The sequence below is a fragment of the Methylobacterium sp. CM6241 genome, from assembly GCF_054817845.1.
This window is the reverse complement of the sequence record NZ_CM139246.1, coordinates 2,375,007-2,390,999: the sequence shown is the minus strand read 5'-3', so window position 1 is coordinate 2,390,999 and position 15,993 is coordinate 2,375,007. Positions and strand designations below refer to the sequence as shown.

Here is a 15,993-nt window from a genome sequence, read left to right as displayed (position 1 = left end):
CATGGCGACCGGGGCCTCTTGGTGCGGTGAGATCGCGCTAGAGCAGGATCAGTAGTTGTAGGCGCGCTCGCCGTGATCGGCGATGTCGAGGCCTTCGCGCTCTTCGTCCTGGGTCACGCGCAGACCGATGGTCAGGTCGACGAGCTTGTAAAGGATGGCGGAGCCGATGGCGGACCACAGGATGGTGAAGCCGACGGCCTTACCTTGGGCGAGGAGCTGGGCCGCCATGTCGTAGGCGCCCACAGCCAGTTCGCCGGGCTTGCTGGTGTAGTCGGGGATGCCGACGCCGCCGAGGTCCGGGCTCACCAGGATACCGGTGGCCAGGGCGCCGAGGATGCCGCCGATGCAGTGGACGCCGAAGACGTCGAGCGAATCGTCGTAGCCGAGGGCGTTCTTGACGGTGGAGCACATGATGAAGCAGGCGCCGCCGGCGACGAAGCCGAGGACGATCGATCCCATCGGGCCGGCGAAGCCGGCAGCGGGCGTGACGGCGACGAGGCCGGCAATGGCGCCCGAGAGCATGCCCAGGAGCGAGGGCTTGCCCTTCAGCATCCACTCGACGAACAGCCAGGAGACGGCGGCGGCGGCGGTGGCGACGAAGGTGTTGATCATAGCCAGACCGGCCGAACCGTTGGCTTCGAGGTTGGAGCCGACGTTGAAGCCGAACCAGCCGACCCAGAGCAGCGAAGCGCCGATCGTGGTCATGGTCAGCGAATGCGGGGCGAGCAGATCACGGCCGTAGCCGATACGCTTGCCGAGCATCAGGCAGCCGACGAAGCCGGCGATGCCCGCATTGATGTGCACGACGGTGCCGCCGGCGAAGTCGAGGGCGCCCCACTTGAAGAGCATTCCGGCATCGGCGTTGACGGCGTCCAGGGCAGCCTGAGCGGTCGCCTTCGAGGCGTCGTCGGTCGCGGCAGCAAGAGCCTTGGCCGCATCGCCGACGACGTCCGGACCACCCCAGTACCAGACCATGTGAGCCATCGGGAAGTAGATCAGCGTGACCCACAGGATGGAGAACACGAGCAGGGCCGAGAACTTCATCCGCTCGGCGAAGGCACCGACGATGAGGCCGGGCGTGATCATCGCGAACGTCATCTGGAAGCAGATGTAGACGTATTCGGGGATCACGACGCCGTTGGAGAAGGTCGCCACGGTGGTGGACGGATCGACCCCCTTCAGGAAGACCTTGGAGAAGCCGCCGACGAAGTCGTTGAGACCGCCGCCATTGGTGAAGGCCATGCTGTAGCCGAAGGCGACCCACAGAAGGCTGACGACCGCCGCGATGGCGAAGACCTGCGTTAGGATCGAGAGCATGTTCTTGGTGCGCACGAGGCCGCCGTAGAACAGCGCCAGGCCGGGCACCGTCATCAGCAGCACCAGGACCGCCGAGATCATCACCCAGGCGGTGTCGCCCTTGTTCGGAACGGGTGCGGCGGCAGCCGGGGCCGAGACGACTTCTGGCGTCGGCGACTGTGCGAGGGATGGCTCGACGAACAGGAGGGCCAGCGCGGCGCCTCCCATCCCGAGCGCAAGGGCATTGCGAAGTTTCATGGAAACGGAACTCCCGGTCGCGGTGCGATGGTGATGTGGGGAAAGCAGGGGAAGGCAGGCCGGAGCGTCGTCCAGCCGGGCCTCTGGATCAGAGCGCGTCGACGTCGGTCTCGCCCGTGCGGATGCGGACGGCCTTCTCGAGCGGCACGACGAAGATCTTACCGTCGCCGATCTGGCCGGTGCGGGCGGCGGCGGCGATGGCGTCGATGACGCTGCTGGTGAGGTCTGACGCGACGGCGACCTCGATCTTCAGCTTCGGCAGGAAGCTCACCGCGTATTCGGCGCCGCGATAAATCTCGGTATGGCCCTTCTGGCGGCCGTAACCCTTGACCTCGGTCACCGTGAGGCCGTGCACGCCGATCCCGGTCAGCGCATCCCTGACCTCCTCGAGCTTGAACGGCTTGATGATAGCCATCACGATCTTCATGGGCGGCGCCCCCTTTGTTCTGGATGCCCCCGGTCACCGGCGCGATCTACGTCGCGGCCCGGCGATCCGGCATTTTCGCACCAGCCAGAATGGCCAAGCGATCGGCGCCCATCATTCAAGGATTATGCCAAAGGGAACTTTTCGCAATTTTGCCATCTGCACACAAAGTGACCGATCACTGACGCGTGATCGGGCGAAATTTCTGCGTCAATCGCCTAAAGAATACTCATTCAGACGATATCGTGAGCAGAATGGCAGCCAGTAAAGCAAAGGTTGCAGGAGTTCAGGATCCATCGCCCGTCGGGCGTATCAGGCCTTCCTGAGCCACGGAGGCCACCAGCTCGCCACGTCGAGTGAAGAGCGATCCTCTGGCGAAACCGCGCGCGCCGGAGGCGGAAGGGCTGTCATGGACATAGAGCAGCCATTCATCGGCGCGGAACGATCGGTGAAACCAGAGCGCGTGATCCAGGCTGGCGGATTGGATCGACGCGTCGAACACCGTCTTGCCGTGCGGAATCAGGGTGGCATCGAGGAGCATCAGGTCGGAAGCATAGGCGAGTACGGCCCTGTGTAGCGCCGGCTCGTCCGGTAGCCGCTCTCGCGCCCGCATCCAGACGTGGAACCGAGGCTCGCGCGGATCGCGCGACAGATAGCGTTCGACCTCCACCGGCCTCAACTCGATCGGGGTGGCCCGTCCGAGATAGGCCCGCATGGTCGCGGGGATCGCCGGCCCCGCCGCCGCTGCGAGAGCGGGGGCGTCGAGCAGCGCCTCGGGGGCCGGCACGTCCGGCATGCCGGCCTGATGGAAAGCACCGTCTTCCTCGATGTGGAACGAGGCCGAGAGGGTGAAGATCGCACGGCCATGCTGGTGGGCCACGACCCGCCGCGTGGCGAAGCTGCGCCCGTCGCGAATCCGCTCCACCGCGTAATCGATCGGGGCGGCGGGATCGCCGCCGAGGATGAAATAGGCGTGGAGGGAATGCGCCGGGCGGCTGGCCTCCACGGTGCGCGACGCGGCCACCAGGGCCTGCCCGAGCACCTGGCCGCCGAAGACGCGGAACCAACCGGTCTGGATGCTCTGACCACGGAACAGGTCGTCAGCGAGCGGTTCAAGGTCGAGGCAGGCGAGGAGTTCGTCGACGGATCCGGTCATGCGGGCCTTTGCAGGGCAGTGACACCGAGAATGTCGTGCAACGCGTATTATTGGGCATTGGCATCGCCACACCGGGCACGGAATGCAAGGCGCGCGGGTGAAAGCCACGCATCGGACGTCTCGCCCACGTATCGAGCCTCGCCAATGCACCAAGCCTCGCCTTCGCGCGTTGGCTCCGGCAAAGCGAATGGCCTCGGGCAAGAAACGTTGCCTCGGATGAGACGCGGTGCCAGTGCAGGCCCGTCGGATCGCAGCCGGCGCGAATGGGGACGAGGTGAAGAGCATGGGCGGATCGATGGACGGTCGCGCACCTCGCAAGGTGATCGTCGCGGGCGGCGGTATTCCCGGCCTCAGCCTGGCGCTGGCTCTGCGCCAGGCCCATGGCGAATCGTTGGATGTGGCCGTCTTCGATCCGGGGCTGGATCGTGCGGCTTTACGCCATCGGGGGCGTGCCTTCGCGGTGGCGGCCGGCGGGCGGCGCATGCTGACGAGGCTGGGGGTCTGGGACGACATCGCCCATGCGGCCGAACCGATCCTCGACATGGCGATCAGCGACAGTCGGCTGACGGACCCGGTCCGGCCCATCTTTCTCACCTTTGGCGGACATGGCGCCGATGACGGAGCGGAGGCCAACGAGCCCTTCGCGCACATGGTCGAAGCGGAGTTCCTGGTGGAATCCCTGCTCTCGGCATCGAGAGCCTGCGGCGTTGTCCTGGAACCGGTCGGCATCCGCCATGCGCAGGCGCGGGGTTCCGGCATCGCCGTCGCCCTGTCCGACGGGCGCGAGGCCGTCGCCTCCCTGTTGGTGGCCGCGGATGGATCGCGTTCGAGATTGCGCGAGGCCGCGGGGATCGGTTGGGTCGGACGCTCCTATCCGCAGATGGGCATCGTCGCGACGATCGGGCATGAGCGTCCACATGGTGGACGCGCCTTCGAACATTTTCTGCCGAGCGGCCCCTTCGCCATCCTGCCGCTGGTGGATGGCGGCGCATTGGGTCATCGCTCCTCCATCGTCTGGACCGAGCGGACCTCGGATGTGGATGCGCTGATCGGCGGCAGCCGGGAAGAAACGCTTGCGGAAATCGAACGGCGCTTCGGGCTCAATCTCGGTCGTCTCGTCCTCGAAGACGGGCCGAGCGCCCACCCGCTGTCCCTCGGCATGGCACGGAGCTTCCGGGGCGAGCGACTCGCCTTGCTCGGCGACGCGGCCCACGTGATCCACCCCATCGCCGGGCAGGGATTGAATCTCGGCCTCGCGGATGCCGCCTCCCTTGCGGAAGAGATCACAGAGGCCCTGCGTCTCGGCCTCGATCCGGGGGCGAAGGATGTGCTGCAGCGCTACGAGCGCAGCCGGCGCTTCGACACTTTCGCCATGGCGGCGGCCACGGATGGGTTGAACCGGTTGTTCTCGAACGACGTCCTGCCGGTTCGCCTCGTGCGCGATCTCGGGCTCGGCCTCGTCGACAGGCTCCCCGGCCTGAAGTCGCTGTTCATCGGCGAGGCCTCGGCCTCGCGGGCTGCCTCGCCCCGGCTGATGCGGGGCGAGGCGTTGTGAGACGATTACGCGGCCTCTTTGGGTTCTCTTTCCACGGCTTTACCTCATCCTGAGGCGCCGCGTAGCGGCTTCGAAGGAGCCCTCCAGGGATCGCGCGATCACTGGAAGCTCCTTCGAGGCCCTTTGCTGAAGCAAAGGGCGCCTCAGGATGAGGTGGTCGGCTTGGATGATCGCCTTTGGCATCGGCCGCCGCTGAGAGATCCGATCGAAAAAGGCTCTCAGGCCTTCTCGGCCTTGGCGCGCTCGATACCCTCGTTGATGAGGCGCTGGGCCTCGGCCTTGTCGCCCCAGCGCTTGATCTTGACCCACTTGCCGGGTTCCAGATCCTTGTAATGCTCGAAGAAGTGCTGGATCTGCTGGATCGTGATGTCCGGCAGGTCGGTGTAGTTCTCGATCCGGTCGTAGCGCATCGTCAGGTGGCGGGACGGCACGGCGATGATCTTCTCGTCCTCGCCGGCATTGTCCTCCATCACGAGGACGCCCACCGGCCGAACGCTGATGACCGCGCCGGGAGCGATGGCGCGCGTATTGGCCACGAGAACGTCGCACGGATCACCGTCACCAGAGAGCGTGTGCGGGATGAAGCCGTAATTCCCCGGGTAATGCATCGCGGTGTAGAGAAACCGGTCGACCACCAGAGCACCGGATTCCTTGTCCATCTCGTACTTGATCGGATCACCGCCGATCGGAACCTCGATGATGACGTTAACGTCGTCCGGCGGATTCTTACCGATCGAGATGGAATCGATGATCATGGGGTCCTCTCTCTAACCTGCAGCAACCTGGGGCGCTGTTTGACGCGTCTCTTAAATCCCTTCCCGGTTAAAAGAAATCGGCCTTCGCCCGTTGCGCGGGGCTTTTGCCCCGAATCGTTACCTCAGGGTGCAGCGATGCCCGCCCGGTGAAGCGCCCATCGAGCCCGCTTCCGGTCGATCGGCACGACGTCGATGTCGTCGATCAGGGCTTGTTCTTGCGCGAGCCGAACCAGCGCTGCCAGACGCCCTCGATCCAACGGGCCGAGCGTTCGAGCGGGACCTTGAGTGCCGGGATGTCCTGGCTGAGGAGAGCCAGGCCCACCGGCAGCATCCAAAGCCCGAGCACGGGCAGGATGGAGAAGATCCCGCCGAGGATGAACAGCAACGCCGCGCCGATCCTGATCCAGCGGCGATGGGGTTCGCGAAGCCACTCGATGGCCTTGCGCAGCGTGTCGGGCAGCTTCTCGGTGAGGCGGGTGACGCGGTCGTCCCAATCCTGCGCCGTGCAATCGCGGCGCGACACGTCCTGCTGACTGGTGGTCATTGTGGTCCTTGTTCCGGCGCAGGGAAGTCCGGGCCGACCCACGACATGTGGGAGCGGTCCTGCTTCAGCGCAGGATCAACGATCCATGCCGTGCTCAGGGTTCCGTGACGGGGACGTCTGACCGGCCCGGCGGCCGGATGTCATTCGAAGCGGTAGGCCGCCTTGTCGAGGACGGCACCGGCCATGCGGTCGACGGCCTCGGCCACCCTCTTGCCGCCGAGACTGGCGTAGAACGCGCAGGCGCGCTCGTTGCCCGTCAGCGTCCAGACTCCGATCCGTGTCAGGCCGTGGTCGATCAGGTCGTTGCGGATCGCGCGGAACAGGCGGCGGCCAAGCCCCAGGCCCTGATAGGCCGGCAGGATGTAGAGCTCGTCGATCTCGCCCGCTGCCTTGAGCGCGCTCCCCCTCGCCTGCCCGTAGATGGCGTATCCGACGATCTCGTCGCCGATCTCGACCACGACCAGGGGGCGGTTGCGCTGGGCCGCGCCGATCCACCATTGCGACGAGCGCTGGGAGATCATCCGCTCCAGCGAAATGCCGGGGATGATGCCGCGATAGGCCTCCCGCCAGGTTTCGTCGAAGACGTCGCTCAGCCGGTCGGCGTCTCCCGAACGGGCGCGGCGGATGCTGGTGGTGCTCGTCTTCATGACTGTCCCTACGCTCGGTGGAAACGGGAACGACGTCGCATCGAAATCCACGATACGGGCATGATGAAGGCAAGCCGGATGCCGAATTCTCGTGGCCGGGAATATCGATGCCCGATGGCGCCCTTACGCGACACGCGTTTGCCCGATCCTCTACCGGCTGTTAGAGCCGCAGCACTGTCCTCCCGACCGGTTCCAGCAGCCACCCGTGTTCAACAGATTCATCAAGCCCGAGATCCGCTATGCCCGGCGCATGGCGCGGATCGCCCGCTTCGAGCAGCCGATCTCCGGTCGGAGCGCACGCGTGCGGGCCTGGGCCAACATGCTGCTCGTCGACCACGGCGTGTTCCGTCTCGCCTATCTGAACCGGCACAAGATCGGGAGCGGCAAGATCTGGCGCTCGGCCCAGCCCACACCCCACCAGCTCGCCTGGTTCCGGCGGCAGGGCGTGCGCACGGTGATCTCCCTGCGTGGCGGCCGCGAGCACGGCTCCTGGCCGCTCCAGCGCGAGGCCTGCGCCCAGCAGGGGCTGAACCTCGTGGAATTCGTGCTGCGCTCCCGCGAAGCGCCCTCGAAGGAGACGATCCTCGCCGCGAAGGCGTTTTTCGACGGCGTCCAGTATCCCGCCGTGATGCATTGCAAGTCGGGAGCGGACCGGGCCGGCCTCGGCGCTGCCCTGTTCCTGATCCTCCACGAAGGCGTGCCGGTTTCGGAGGCGATGCAGCAGCTCTCGGCCCGGTACGGCCATTTCCGCTTCGCCAAGACCGGGATTCTCGACGCCTTCTTCGACTTGTACCTGCGCGACGGCGAAGCGAAGGGTCTGGATTTCCTGACTTGGGTCGAGACGGTCTACGACCCCGAGGCCTTGAAGCGCGATTTCCGCCCCGGCTTCTGGTCCGACCTCGTGGTCGACCGGGTGATCAAGCGCGAATAGGTCCGCCTCACGCGCCTACTCCGCCGCCAGCCGCGTCGTCTCGCGGAACGGATGGGCCGGGTAGGTGCCGATGATGCGCAATTCGCGCGAGAAATAGGCGAGTTCGTCCAGCGCGCGGGCGAGACCCGGATCCTCCGGATGGCCGTCGACCTCCGCATAGAACTGCGTCGCCGAGAACTGGCCTTCGACCATGTAGCTTTCGAGCTTCGACATGTTGACGCCGTTGGTGGCAAAGCCCCCGAGCGCCTTGTAGAGCGCCGCCGGAATGTTGCGGACGCGGAAGATGAAGCTCGTCACCGTCGGTCCGGTATTGGCCGGCACCTCCGCAGCCTCGGGCGAGAACACCACGAAGCGCGTGGTGTTGTGGCTCTCGTCCTCCACGTCACGGGCGAGGATATCGAGCCCGTAGACGCCTGCCGCCATGGCCGGCGCCAGCGCGCCGCGACTGGGATCCCCGGCCTCGGCGACTTCGCGCGCTGCGCCCGCCGTATCGCCGGCCACGATGGCCTTCAGCCCCAGCCGCCGGATGATCTTGCGGCATTGGCCGAGGGCGTGGACATGGCTGTGCACCGTCCTGATCGCCTCGATCGGCGTGCCGGGAAGCGCCATCAGCTGGAAATGGATCGGCAGGAAATGCTCGGCCACGATGTGCAGGCCGGATGTGGGGATGAGATGGTGGATGTCGGCGACACGGCCGGCGATGGAGTTCTCGATCGGGATCATCGCCAGCGCCGCGCGGCCGTCATTCACCGCCGCGAAGGCTTCTTCGAACGAGGCGCAGGGCAGCGGGGTCCAGTCCGGATAGGCCTGGGCGCAGATGATGTGCGAGTTCGCGCCGGGCTCACCCTGGTAGGAGATCGTCTTACGGGATTCGGACGTGCGGGATTCGGACGTGCGGGGCTCGGTCGTCTGGGACATTGAGGTGATGACTCGGTTCGTCAGTTGAGGCGCCGGGCATTGAGCACGGCCCGCGCGCGCTCGAGGTCGGCGGGGGTGTCGACGCCCAGCGGCAGGTCGTCGACGATGGTGGCGTCGATGCGCATGCCCGCCTCCAGCGCCCGCAGCTGTTCCAGCTTCTCGCGGGTCTCGAGCTCCCCGGGCGGCAGGGCCATGAAGCGGGTGAGCGCACGGCGGCGATAGGCGTAAAGGCCGATATGGTGGAACAGCGGCCCCTCCCCCCAGGGCGCCTGCGCCCTGGTGAAATAGAGGGCGCGCAAGCGGTTCGGCGTCACGTGATGGCCCACGAGTTTCACCACGTTGGGATCGTGCCGCTCCTCGTCGCGGGTGATGAGGGCGCAGAGGGTGGCGATATCCACAGCCCGATCCGCGAGTGGCAGGATCGCGGCCGCGATGGCCGCCGGGTCGATCGTCGGCAGGTCGCCCTGCACGTTGACGATGACGTCGTGGTTGCCCTGCGGATCGATGATCTCGAGGGCCTCGGCCAGCCGGTCCGATCCGGAGGGATGATCGGCCCGGGTGAGGGTCGCGAGGCCACCGACCCGCTCGATGGCATCGACGATCTCGACGGCATCGGTCGCCACCACCACGGGGCCGATGCCGGCCTCCACGGCCCGGCGCCAGACATGCACGATCATCGGCTCGCCGGCGATGTCGGCCATGGGCTTGTTGGGCAGCCGCGTGGCCGCCATGCGGGCGGGGATCAGGACGAGGGGATCTGACATCGACCGGCGGATCTCTCCAGCGAGGGGGCGGATTAGCAGGGGCGATGCGGGTTGTCATCGTCGCCGGGGCGTCGCACGGGTGACAGCTTCGCCTCTGCGACTACGCGGCCAGTGACTCCGGCATTGTCAAGATCGGTCGAGTACCGCTATTCACCCTCGAACATTTCCAGAGTCCGGGGCATCCGCTCACCGGGCCTCGCATGCCGCCGCAACCGGCGGACGCCCCCGGAGTTGTCGAGAATGGACTCTTTCGAGCTGAACAAGGTCGCGGGCGCCGTACTCGGCACTCTTCTTCTCGCCATGGGCTCCGGGTTTGTCGCCGAGTTGATCTATTCTCCGAAGCCCGCCGGCAGCGCGGGCTACGCCCTCCCCGAGCCTCAGCCCGAGGCTGCGGGCGGTGGTGCGGCCGCCGCTGCCAAGGTCGAGCCGCTTCCGGTTCGCCTCGCCAGCGCCAGCGTCGAGAAAGGCACCGGCGCCGCCAAGAAGTGCGCCGCCTGCCACAGTTTCGAGAAGGGCGGCCCCAACAAGGTCGGCCCGCATCTCTGGGGCGTTGTGGATCGTCAGCGCGCCCATGAAGGCGGGTTCGAATACTCCGCCGCCTTGAAGGAAAAGGGTGGCACCTGGACCTACGACGAGCTCGACCACTTCCTCGCCAATCCGAAGACCTACGTGCCCGGCACCAAGATGGCCTTCGCCGGGATCCAGGCTCCGCAGGAGCGCGCCGATGTGATCGCGTATCTGCGTTCGCTTGCCGATACGCCGGCTCCGCTCCCCGCCGTGGAGAAGGCCGCGGCTGCGGACAGCCCGGCTGGCGACAAGCCTGTCGATCAGAAAGCGCCGGAAGAGAAGCCCGCGCAGTAGGCTACGCGACCGGGGAAGTTCCCGCATCGATGAACGATCGGAAAGGCCGGGCTTGTCCCGGCCTTTCGCGTTCCAGGACGTGAGCCGCGTTTCCAACGAGGGAATCACCCGGACCGACAGCATCCCGCACTGCAGCAAAATAATGTGAAAGCCGGCTCACCCGGTGACTGGGACGGTGCGGATCGCATGATCGTGATGACAGCAAATTAAGCACAATAATCCTGCGCTTTGAGTCGAAAAACAGTCTCACCGTCGACTTTGTGGAAGGATTTCTCAGTAGGACGGGGGCACGGGACGCCCCCACATTGAGTTAGAATTATATCAGTTATTGCATTGCACAATACAAATGATGCAGGAAAGCCCCGTAATCTGGGCCGTGGAAACGGCGCATAGGTCGAACGGATTTGAAGGGCAGAGTGTTATGAGCGAGCATGCATCGATCCACCGTCGCAAGCTGCTGACGTATTTCTCGACCAGCCCGCTTTTCGCACCGAGCGCTGCCCGCGCCCTGGCCGGCATCGCCGCTTTCGGAACCACCGAAGCCGTGGCCCAGAGCTATGACGTGCTCCGCGCCGCCCCCGTGATGAACGGCGACCTCATCGCCTCCCCGGCGCAGGCCCTCAACGTGTTCGATTTCGAGCCCGTGGCGAAGAAGGAATTGCCGCCGGCGCATTACGGCTACCTCGCCAGCGGCGTCGACGCCGACAAGACGCTGAAGGCCAACCGCGACGATTTCGACAAGATCCACGTCCGTGCCCGTCGCCTGATCGACGTGCGCAAGATCGACACGACCGTGAAGATCTTCGGCGAGACCTGGGCGAGCCCCATCGCCCTGGCGCCCGTCAGTAGCGTGGGCGCGTTCCACCCCGAGGCGGAGGCGGCCGCCGCCCGCGCCTGCAAGGTCAAGGGTCACCAGATGATCCTGTCCACGGTGGGCAGCACCTCGATCGAAGATGTCATCAAGGAGCGCGGCGCGCCCGTCTGGTACATGCTCTACCCGACCGACGATTGGGCCGTGACCGAGAAGCTGGTGAAGCGGGCCGAGGCGGCCGGCGCGCCGGCCATCGTGCTCACCGTTGACCGCCAGGGCGGCCGCAACACCGAGACGCTGTTCCGCGAGCGCCGCGCCGACACCCGCACCTGTACCGATTGCCACACGCCCGGCTTCAAGAACGAAGTCAGCCGCAAGCCGATGTTCGATGAGATCGACGTGTCGAAGGTCACCAACCTCTACGGCACCGGCATGACCTGGGATTACGTGAAGCGCCTGCGCGGCATCGTGAAGGGCAAGCTCGTCCTCAAGGGCATCATGACCCAGGAAGATGCCAAGATCGCCCTCACCCACGGTGTCGACGCGATCATCGTCTCCAACCATGGCGGCCGCGCCGAGGAGAGCCTGCAATCGACCATCGGCGCGCTGCCCGAGGTGGTCGCCGCCGTGAACGGCAAGGTGCCGGTCCTCATCGATGGCGGGTTCCGCCGCGGCACCGACGTGCTCAAGGCCCTGGCGCTCGGCGCCACCGCCGTCTGCGTCGGTCGTCCCTACATCTGGGGCCTCGCCGCCTTCGGCCAGCCGGGCGTCGAGATGGTGCTCACCCTGATGCAGCGCGAATTCGAGACGATCATGCGCCAGGTCGGCGCGACCAAGATCGCCGAGATCACGCCCAAGAGCGTTCAGATCGTCTGACGTCCGGTCGATCGGATTTGTCCTACGGTTGATCAGGCGTGAGCGGATCATCCGTAGAAGTCGATTATCCAATCAGACCACCTCATCCTGAGGTGCCCTTTGCCTGAGCAAAGGGCCTCGAAGGAGCCCTCCAGTCTGCTCTATGGGTTCTGGAGGCCTCCTTCGAGGCCGCTGCGCGGCACCTCAGGATGAGGTAAGCCCTTGGGAGAACAGCCTAAACAGGTTCTTCCCCTCTCTCACGAAACTCCCGCTCCCGCTACGGTGCGGTACGTCGCGGGAAAATCGACCCTGATCTAGAGTTCCGTCAAGCACTCCGACGTCCTTCGGAGGACGGTCCTCCCACGCGTTCAACCGACGCGCCTGGGACTTGCCCGCTTGGCGTGCCCCGCCCCGGCGTCCTAGAAGGACATGCCGCCTGAGCCCTCTACGGCTTCGGCCATGGAATTCGGGAGACAGCCGCCTCGTGAAGCGAACAGCCCTGATCGGACGCCTACTCGCCGCCTCTCTCGCCGTGGCGAGCTTCGTGGAGAATGCGCGCGCCGCCACGCATGACGGTGGATGGGCCCATGCCCTGACGCTGATGGGCGAGCCGAAATATCCGGCCGATTTCAAGCATTTCGATTACGCGGACCCGAAGGCCCCCAAGGGCGGCCTCGTCCGCCTCGGGGCACAGGGCGGGTTCGACAATTTCAACCTCGTCGTCTCCGGCCTGAAGGGCGATCTCGAAAGCGGGATCGGCCAGATCTACGATACCCTCATGACGGAATCGCTCGATGAGCCCTTCACCTCCTACGGCCTGCTGGCCGAGGGGGCGAAACTCGCCGACGACCTCTCCTCCGTGACCTACCGCCTGCGCGAGAACGCCCGCTGGCACGACGGCAAGCCGATCACGCCCGAGGATGTGGTCTGGTCCTACGAGACCCTGAAGGCCAACAGCCCGTTCTACGCCGCGTATTACCAGACCGTGGCGAAGGGCGAAGTCACCGGCCCGCGCGAGGTCACCTTCACCTTCGCCGAGAAGGGCAATCGCGAGCTGCCGCAGGTCCTCGGCCAGCTCCGCGTTCTGCCCAAGCACTGGTGGACGGGCAAGGACGCGGAAGGACGCCAGCGCGACGTCACCCAGACCACCCTCGAGATGCCGCTGGGCTCCGGCCCCTACCGCCTCGCCAAGTTCGAGCCCGGCCGCAGCGCCACCTATGAGCGCGTGGCCGATTACTGGGGCGCCGACCTGCCGGTGAATGCCGGACGCAACAATTTCGGCACGATGCGCAACGAGTATTTTCGCGATTCCACCGTGCTGATCGAGGCGCTGAAGGGCGACCTGTTCGATTTCCGTGCCGAGAACGTCGCCCGCAACTGGGCCACGGCCTATGACGATTTCCCCGCCGTGAAGGAGGGGCGCCTCATCAAGGAGGAGTTCCCCGATCGCGGGAACGGCACCATGCAGGCCTTCGTCTTCAACACCCGCAAGGCAAAATTCGCCGACGAGCGGGTGAGGCGTGCCTTCAACCTCGCCATGAATTTCGAGGAGATGAACCGCTCGCTGTTCTACGGCCTCTACAAGCGGATCGACTCTTACTACTTCGGCTCGGAACTCGCCTCGTCGGGTCTTCCCCAGGGTGAGGAACTGGCGATCCTCGAGGCGGTGAAGGACAAGGTGCCGCCGTCCGTCTTCACGACGCCCTACACCAACCCGGTCAACGGCACGCCCGATGCGGTGCGCGCCAACCTGCGCGAGGCGGTGCGCCTCCTCAAGGAGGCCGGCTACGAGCTTCGTGATGGGCGCATGACCAACGTGAAGACCGGTGAACCGCTCACGGTCGAGTTCCTTGAATTCCAGAGCGTGTTCGAGCGGGTGATCCTGCCCTTCTCGGCTCAGTTGAAGCTCATCGGCATCCAGACCTCGCTCCGCGTCATCGACCAGGCGCAGTATCAGAACCGGCTGCGCGGCTTCGACTTCGACGTGACCACGAGTTCCTGGGGCCAGTCCCTCTCCCCCGGTAACGAGCAGCGCGAATATTGGGGCTCGGCCGCGGCCGACAAGCAGGGATCGCGCAACCTGATCGGCATCAAGGACCCGGCCATCGATACGCTGATCGAGCGTGTGATCTTCGCCAAGGACCGCCCGGGCGTGCTTGCCGCCACCCACGCCCTCGACCGGGTGCTCCTCGCCCACAACTTCGTCGTGCCGCAATGGGCCTCGAACGTGTCGCGGACCCTGCGCTGGAACCGGTTCGCGCACCCGGCGACCCTCCCGCTCTACGGTTCGTCCGGCTTCCCGACCACGTGGTGGTACGACGAGGCGCTCGCCGCCAAGACCGGGGCGCCGCGGTGAGGTTCGCGCCGACCCGCCGGGACTTCGTCGCCGGGGCCGGCGCCCTCGGCATCGCCACCGCCCTGACGAAGCCGGCGGGGGCCGCACCCACCGGGGCGAGCCACGGCATGTCGAGTTTCGGGGAACTGAAATACCCGGCCGACTTCCCGCATTTCGCCTATGTGAACCCGGCCGCGCCACGCGGCGGCCGGTTCTCGGCGCAGCTCTCGGCGACCCTCGGCAACCAGGCCGGCGACACGTTCAACACCCTCAACATCTACGTCCTGCGCGGCGACGGCGCTGCCGGCATGAACCTGACCTTCGATTCGCTGATGGTGCGAGCGCTGGACGAGCCGGATTCGCTCTACGGTCTCGTCGCCCGCAGCGTGGGGGCGAGCGAGGACGGCCTCACCTACCGCTTCACCCTTCGCCCCCAGGCGCGGTTCCACGATGGCTCGCGCCTCACCGCCGCCGATGTCGCCTTCTCGCTGCTGCTTCTGAAGGAGAAGGGACATCCCGAGATCTCCCAGGTGATCCGCGACATGGCGGATGCCGTGGCCGAGAGCGACGAGACGCTGATCGTGCGTTTCGAGAAGGGCCGCAGCCGCGATCTGCCGCTCTTCGTCGCCACCCTGCCGATCTTCTCGAAGGCCTATTACGCGGGCCGCGACTTCGAGGCGTCGACCCTGGAGCCGCCGATGGGGTCCGGCCCCTACAAGGTCGGGCGCCTGGAAGCCGGTCGCTTCATCGAGTTGGAGCGAGTGGCCGATTACTGGGCCGTCGACCTGCCGGTAATGATCGGCCAGAACAATTTCGAGCAGATCCGCTACGAGTATTTCCGTGATCGTCAGGTGGCGTTCGAGGCGTTCAAGAGCGGTATCTTCACCTTCCGCGAGGAGTTCACCGCCCGCGTGTGGGCGACGGGCTACGATTTCCCCGCCTTCCGCGAGGGTCGTGTCCGCAAGGAGGTCGTGCCCGATGCGCGACCCTCCGGCACGCAGGGCTGGTGGATCAACACCCGCCGCGAAGCCTTCAAGGATCGCCGGGTCCGCGAGGCGATCGGCCTGTGTTTCGACTTCCCCTGGGCGAACAAGAACCTGATGTTCGGCGCCTATATCCGTACGGCCTCGTTCTTCGAGAATTCCGACCTCAAGGCCACCGGTAAACCCTCGGCCGAGGAGCTCGCGCTGCTCGACCCCATGCGCGCCGGCCTGCCGGACGAGGTCTTCGGCGAAGCCTGGCAGCCGGCCCAGTCGGACGGCTCCGGCCAGGACCGGGCGTTGCTCAGCCGCGCCGTGGCGCTCCTGCGCGAGGCGGGCTGCACGCGGGAAGGCGGCACCATCGCGCTGCCGGGAGGCAAGCCCCTGGAGATCGAGTTCCTCGACGCCGATCCGGCCCTCGAGCCGCACACCCAATCCTTCATCCGCAATCTCGGCCTGATCGGGATCAAGGCCACCATCCGGCGGGTGGACACGTCCCAGTATCAGTCCCGCTTGAAGGATTTCGACTTCGACATCACCTCGCGCCGCTATAGCAACGGCCCAACGCCGGGGCCGGAACTGAGGCAGGTCTACGGCTCGGCCAGCGCCGCCACGCCGGGCTCCGACAACCTCGCCGGGATCTCCAACGCCACGGTGGACGCCCTGATCGGCCGGGTGCTCGATGCGTCCACCCGCGCCGATCTCACCGTCGCCGCCCGCGCCCTCGACCGGGTTCTGCGCTCGGGCCGCTACTGGATTCCGATGTGGTACAAGGCCGATCACCGCCTTGCCCTCTGGGACGTCTACGGCCACCCATCGCCCGGACCGGCCTACGATCTCGGCGCCCCGGCAATCTGGTGGCACGATGCCGACAAGGCCCGGCGAATCGGCAGGAATTGAGGA

The 15,993-nt window shown here is 66.2% G+C and carries 13 protein-coding genes and 1 pseudogene; 6 read left to right on the top strand and 8 right to left on the bottom strand.

Annotated features, from left to right (window positions below; translation table 11 throughout):
* Positions 1–48 precede the first annotated feature (48 nt).
* The 3 genes from ACYQR9_RS11035 to tesB all read right to left on the bottom strand — a co-directional run bounded on the left by ACYQR9_RS11035 (position 49) and on the right by tesB (position 3,134).
* Entirely contained in the window at positions 49–1,554 is a 1,506-nt protein-coding gene (locus tag ACYQR9_RS11035) for an ammonium transporter (RefSeq protein WP_420604577.1), read from the bottom strand.
* Positions 1,555–1,642: 88 nt separating this feature from the next.
* Positions 1,643–1,981: a P-II family nitrogen regulator gene (locus tag ACYQR9_RS11030; RefSeq protein WP_018044676.1), complete on the bottom strand. Its 339-nt coding sequence runs from the start codon at positions 1,979–1,981 to the stop codon at positions 1,643–1,645.
* A 283-nt stretch (positions 1,982–2,264) separates the two neighbouring features.
* Positions 2,265–3,134 carry an acyl-CoA thioesterase II gene (gene tesB / locus ACYQR9_RS11025; protein WP_461229589.1) on the bottom strand — a complete coding sequence of 290 codons (870 nt, stop codon included), beginning with the start codon at positions 3,132–3,134 and terminating at the stop codon, positions 2,265–2,267.
* Between the two features lie 283 nt (positions 3,135–3,417).
* On the opposite strand from tesB, the gene ACYQR9_RS11020 reads away from it, so the two are divergent.
* Positions 3,418–4,689, top strand: a complete 1,272-nt coding sequence (locus ACYQR9_RS11020) for an FAD-dependent monooxygenase (protein ID WP_461229779.1) — start codon at positions 3,418–3,420, stop codon at positions 4,687–4,689.
* A 218-nt stretch (positions 4,690–4,907) separates the two neighbouring features.
* Here the strand turns inward: ACYQR9_RS11020 and ppa are convergent, their stop codons facing one another.
* The 3 genes from ppa to ACYQR9_RS11005 all read right to left on the bottom strand — a co-directional run bounded on the left by ppa (position 4,908) and on the right by ACYQR9_RS11005 (position 6,635).
* The gene (gene ppa / locus ACYQR9_RS11015) at positions 4,908–5,444 is read right to left on the bottom strand and encodes an inorganic diphosphatase (protein ID WP_018044679.1); all 537 of its coding nucleotides are present in this window, start codon (positions 5,442–5,444) and stop codon (positions 4,908–4,910) included.
* A 202-nt stretch (positions 5,445–5,646) separates the two neighbouring features.
* Positions 5,647–5,988: a hypothetical protein gene (locus tag ACYQR9_RS11010; RefSeq protein ID WP_056429778.1), complete on the bottom strand. Its 342-nt coding sequence runs from the start codon at positions 5,986–5,988 to the stop codon at positions 5,647–5,649.
* 140 nt (positions 5,989–6,128) lie between these two features.
* Positions 6,129–6,635: a GNAT family N-acetyltransferase gene (locus ACYQR9_RS11005; RefSeq protein ID WP_461229588.1), complete on the bottom strand. Its 507-nt coding sequence runs from the start codon at positions 6,633–6,635 to the stop codon at positions 6,129–6,131.
* A gap of 205 nt (positions 6,636–6,840) precedes the next feature.
* On the opposite strand from ACYQR9_RS11005, the gene ACYQR9_RS11000 reads away from it, so the two are divergent.
* Positions 6,841–7,566 (top strand): fused DSP-PTPase phosphatase/NAD kinase-like protein, encoded by a 726-nt coding sequence (locus tag ACYQR9_RS11000; RefSeq protein ID WP_461229587.1) that lies wholly within the window; start codon positions 6,841–6,843, stop codon positions 7,564–7,566.
* 15 nt (positions 7,567–7,581) lie between these two features.
* Here the strand turns inward: ACYQR9_RS11000 and ACYQR9_RS10995 are convergent, their stop codons facing one another.
* Together ACYQR9_RS10995 and ACYQR9_RS10990 are read right to left on the bottom strand one after the other, a co-directional pair.
* Positions 7,582–8,484 carry a prephenate dehydratase gene (locus tag ACYQR9_RS10995; RefSeq protein WP_311275413.1) on the bottom strand — a complete coding sequence of 301 codons (903 nt, stop codon included), beginning with the start codon at positions 8,482–8,484 and terminating at the stop codon, positions 7,582–7,584.
* A 20-nt stretch (positions 8,485–8,504) separates the two neighbouring features.
* Positions 8,505–9,248 (bottom strand): 3-deoxy-manno-octulosonate cytidylyltransferase, encoded by a 744-nt coding sequence (locus ACYQR9_RS10990; protein ID WP_461229586.1) that lies wholly within the window; start codon positions 9,246–9,248, stop codon positions 8,505–8,507.
* Between the two features lie 240 nt (positions 9,249–9,488).
* Between ACYQR9_RS10990 and ACYQR9_RS10985 the strand changes: the two are divergent.
* The 4 genes and pseudogenes from ACYQR9_RS10985 to ACYQR9_RS10970 all read left to right on the top strand — a co-directional run.
* Positions 9,489–10,103, top strand: a pseudogene (locus ACYQR9_RS10985) (c-type cytochrome); the annotation flags it as partial.
* Between the two features lie 427 nt (positions 10,104–10,530).
* On the top strand, positions 10,531–11,796 hold the full coding sequence (locus tag ACYQR9_RS10980) for an alpha-hydroxy acid oxidase (RefSeq protein ID WP_461229585.1): 1,266 nt from the start codon (positions 10,531–10,533) through the stop codon (positions 11,794–11,796).
* Between the two features lie 511 nt (positions 11,797–12,307).
* Complete coding sequence (locus ACYQR9_RS10975) at positions 12,308–14,131, top strand: extracellular solute-binding protein (protein ID WP_461229778.1); 1,824 nt, start codon at positions 12,308–12,310, stop codon at positions 14,129–14,131.
* A complete protein-coding gene (locus ACYQR9_RS10970) occupies positions 14,128–15,990 on the top strand; it encodes an extracellular solute-binding protein (protein ID WP_461229584.1) in 1,863 nt (620 codons plus the stop codon). Before ACYQR9_RS10975 ends, ACYQR9_RS10970 begins: the two co-directional genes overlap by 4 nt.
* The last annotated feature ends 3 nt before the right edge of the window (positions 15,991–15,993 follow it).

Excerpts from the sequence above, each read along its gene's own strand:
- ACYQR9_RS11030 (WP_018044676.1), bottom strand. The coding sequence starts at position 1,981 with ATGAAGATCGTGATGGCTATCATCAAGCCGTTCAAGCTCGAGGAGGTC.
- tesB (WP_461229589.1), bottom strand. The coding sequence starts at position 3,134 with ATGACCGGATCCGTCGACGAACTCCTCGCCTGCCTCGACCTTGAACCG.
- ACYQR9_RS10990 (WP_461229586.1), bottom strand. The coding sequence starts at position 9,248 with ATGTCAGATCCCCTCGTCCTGATCCCCGCCCGCATGGCGGCCACGCGG.
- ACYQR9_RS11010 (WP_056429778.1), bottom strand. The coding sequence starts at position 5,988 with ATGACCACCAGTCAGCAGGACGTGTCGCGCCGCGATTGCACGGCGCAG.
- ACYQR9_RS10980 (WP_461229585.1), top strand. The coding sequence starts at position 10,531 with ATGAGCGAGCATGCATCGATCCACCGTCGCAAGCTGCTGACGTATTTC.
- ACYQR9_RS11020 (WP_461229779.1), top strand. The coding sequence starts at position 3,418 with ATGGGCGGATCGATGGACGGTCGCGCACCTCGCAAGGTGATCGTCGCG.
- ACYQR9_RS11035 (WP_420604577.1), bottom strand. The coding sequence starts at position 1,554 with ATGAAACTTCGCAATGCCCTTGCGCTCGGGATGGGAGGCGCCGCGCTG.
- ppa (WP_018044679.1), bottom strand. The coding sequence starts at position 5,444 with ATGATCATCGATTCCATCTCGATCGGTAAGAATCCGCCGGACGACGTT.
- ACYQR9_RS11005 (WP_461229588.1), bottom strand. The coding sequence starts at position 6,635 with ATGAAGACGAGCACCACCAGCATCCGCCGCGCCCGTTCGGGAGACGCC.
- ACYQR9_RS10995 (WP_311275413.1), bottom strand. The coding sequence starts at position 8,484 with ATGTCCCAGACGACCGAGCCCCGCACGTCCGAATCCCGCACGTCCGAA.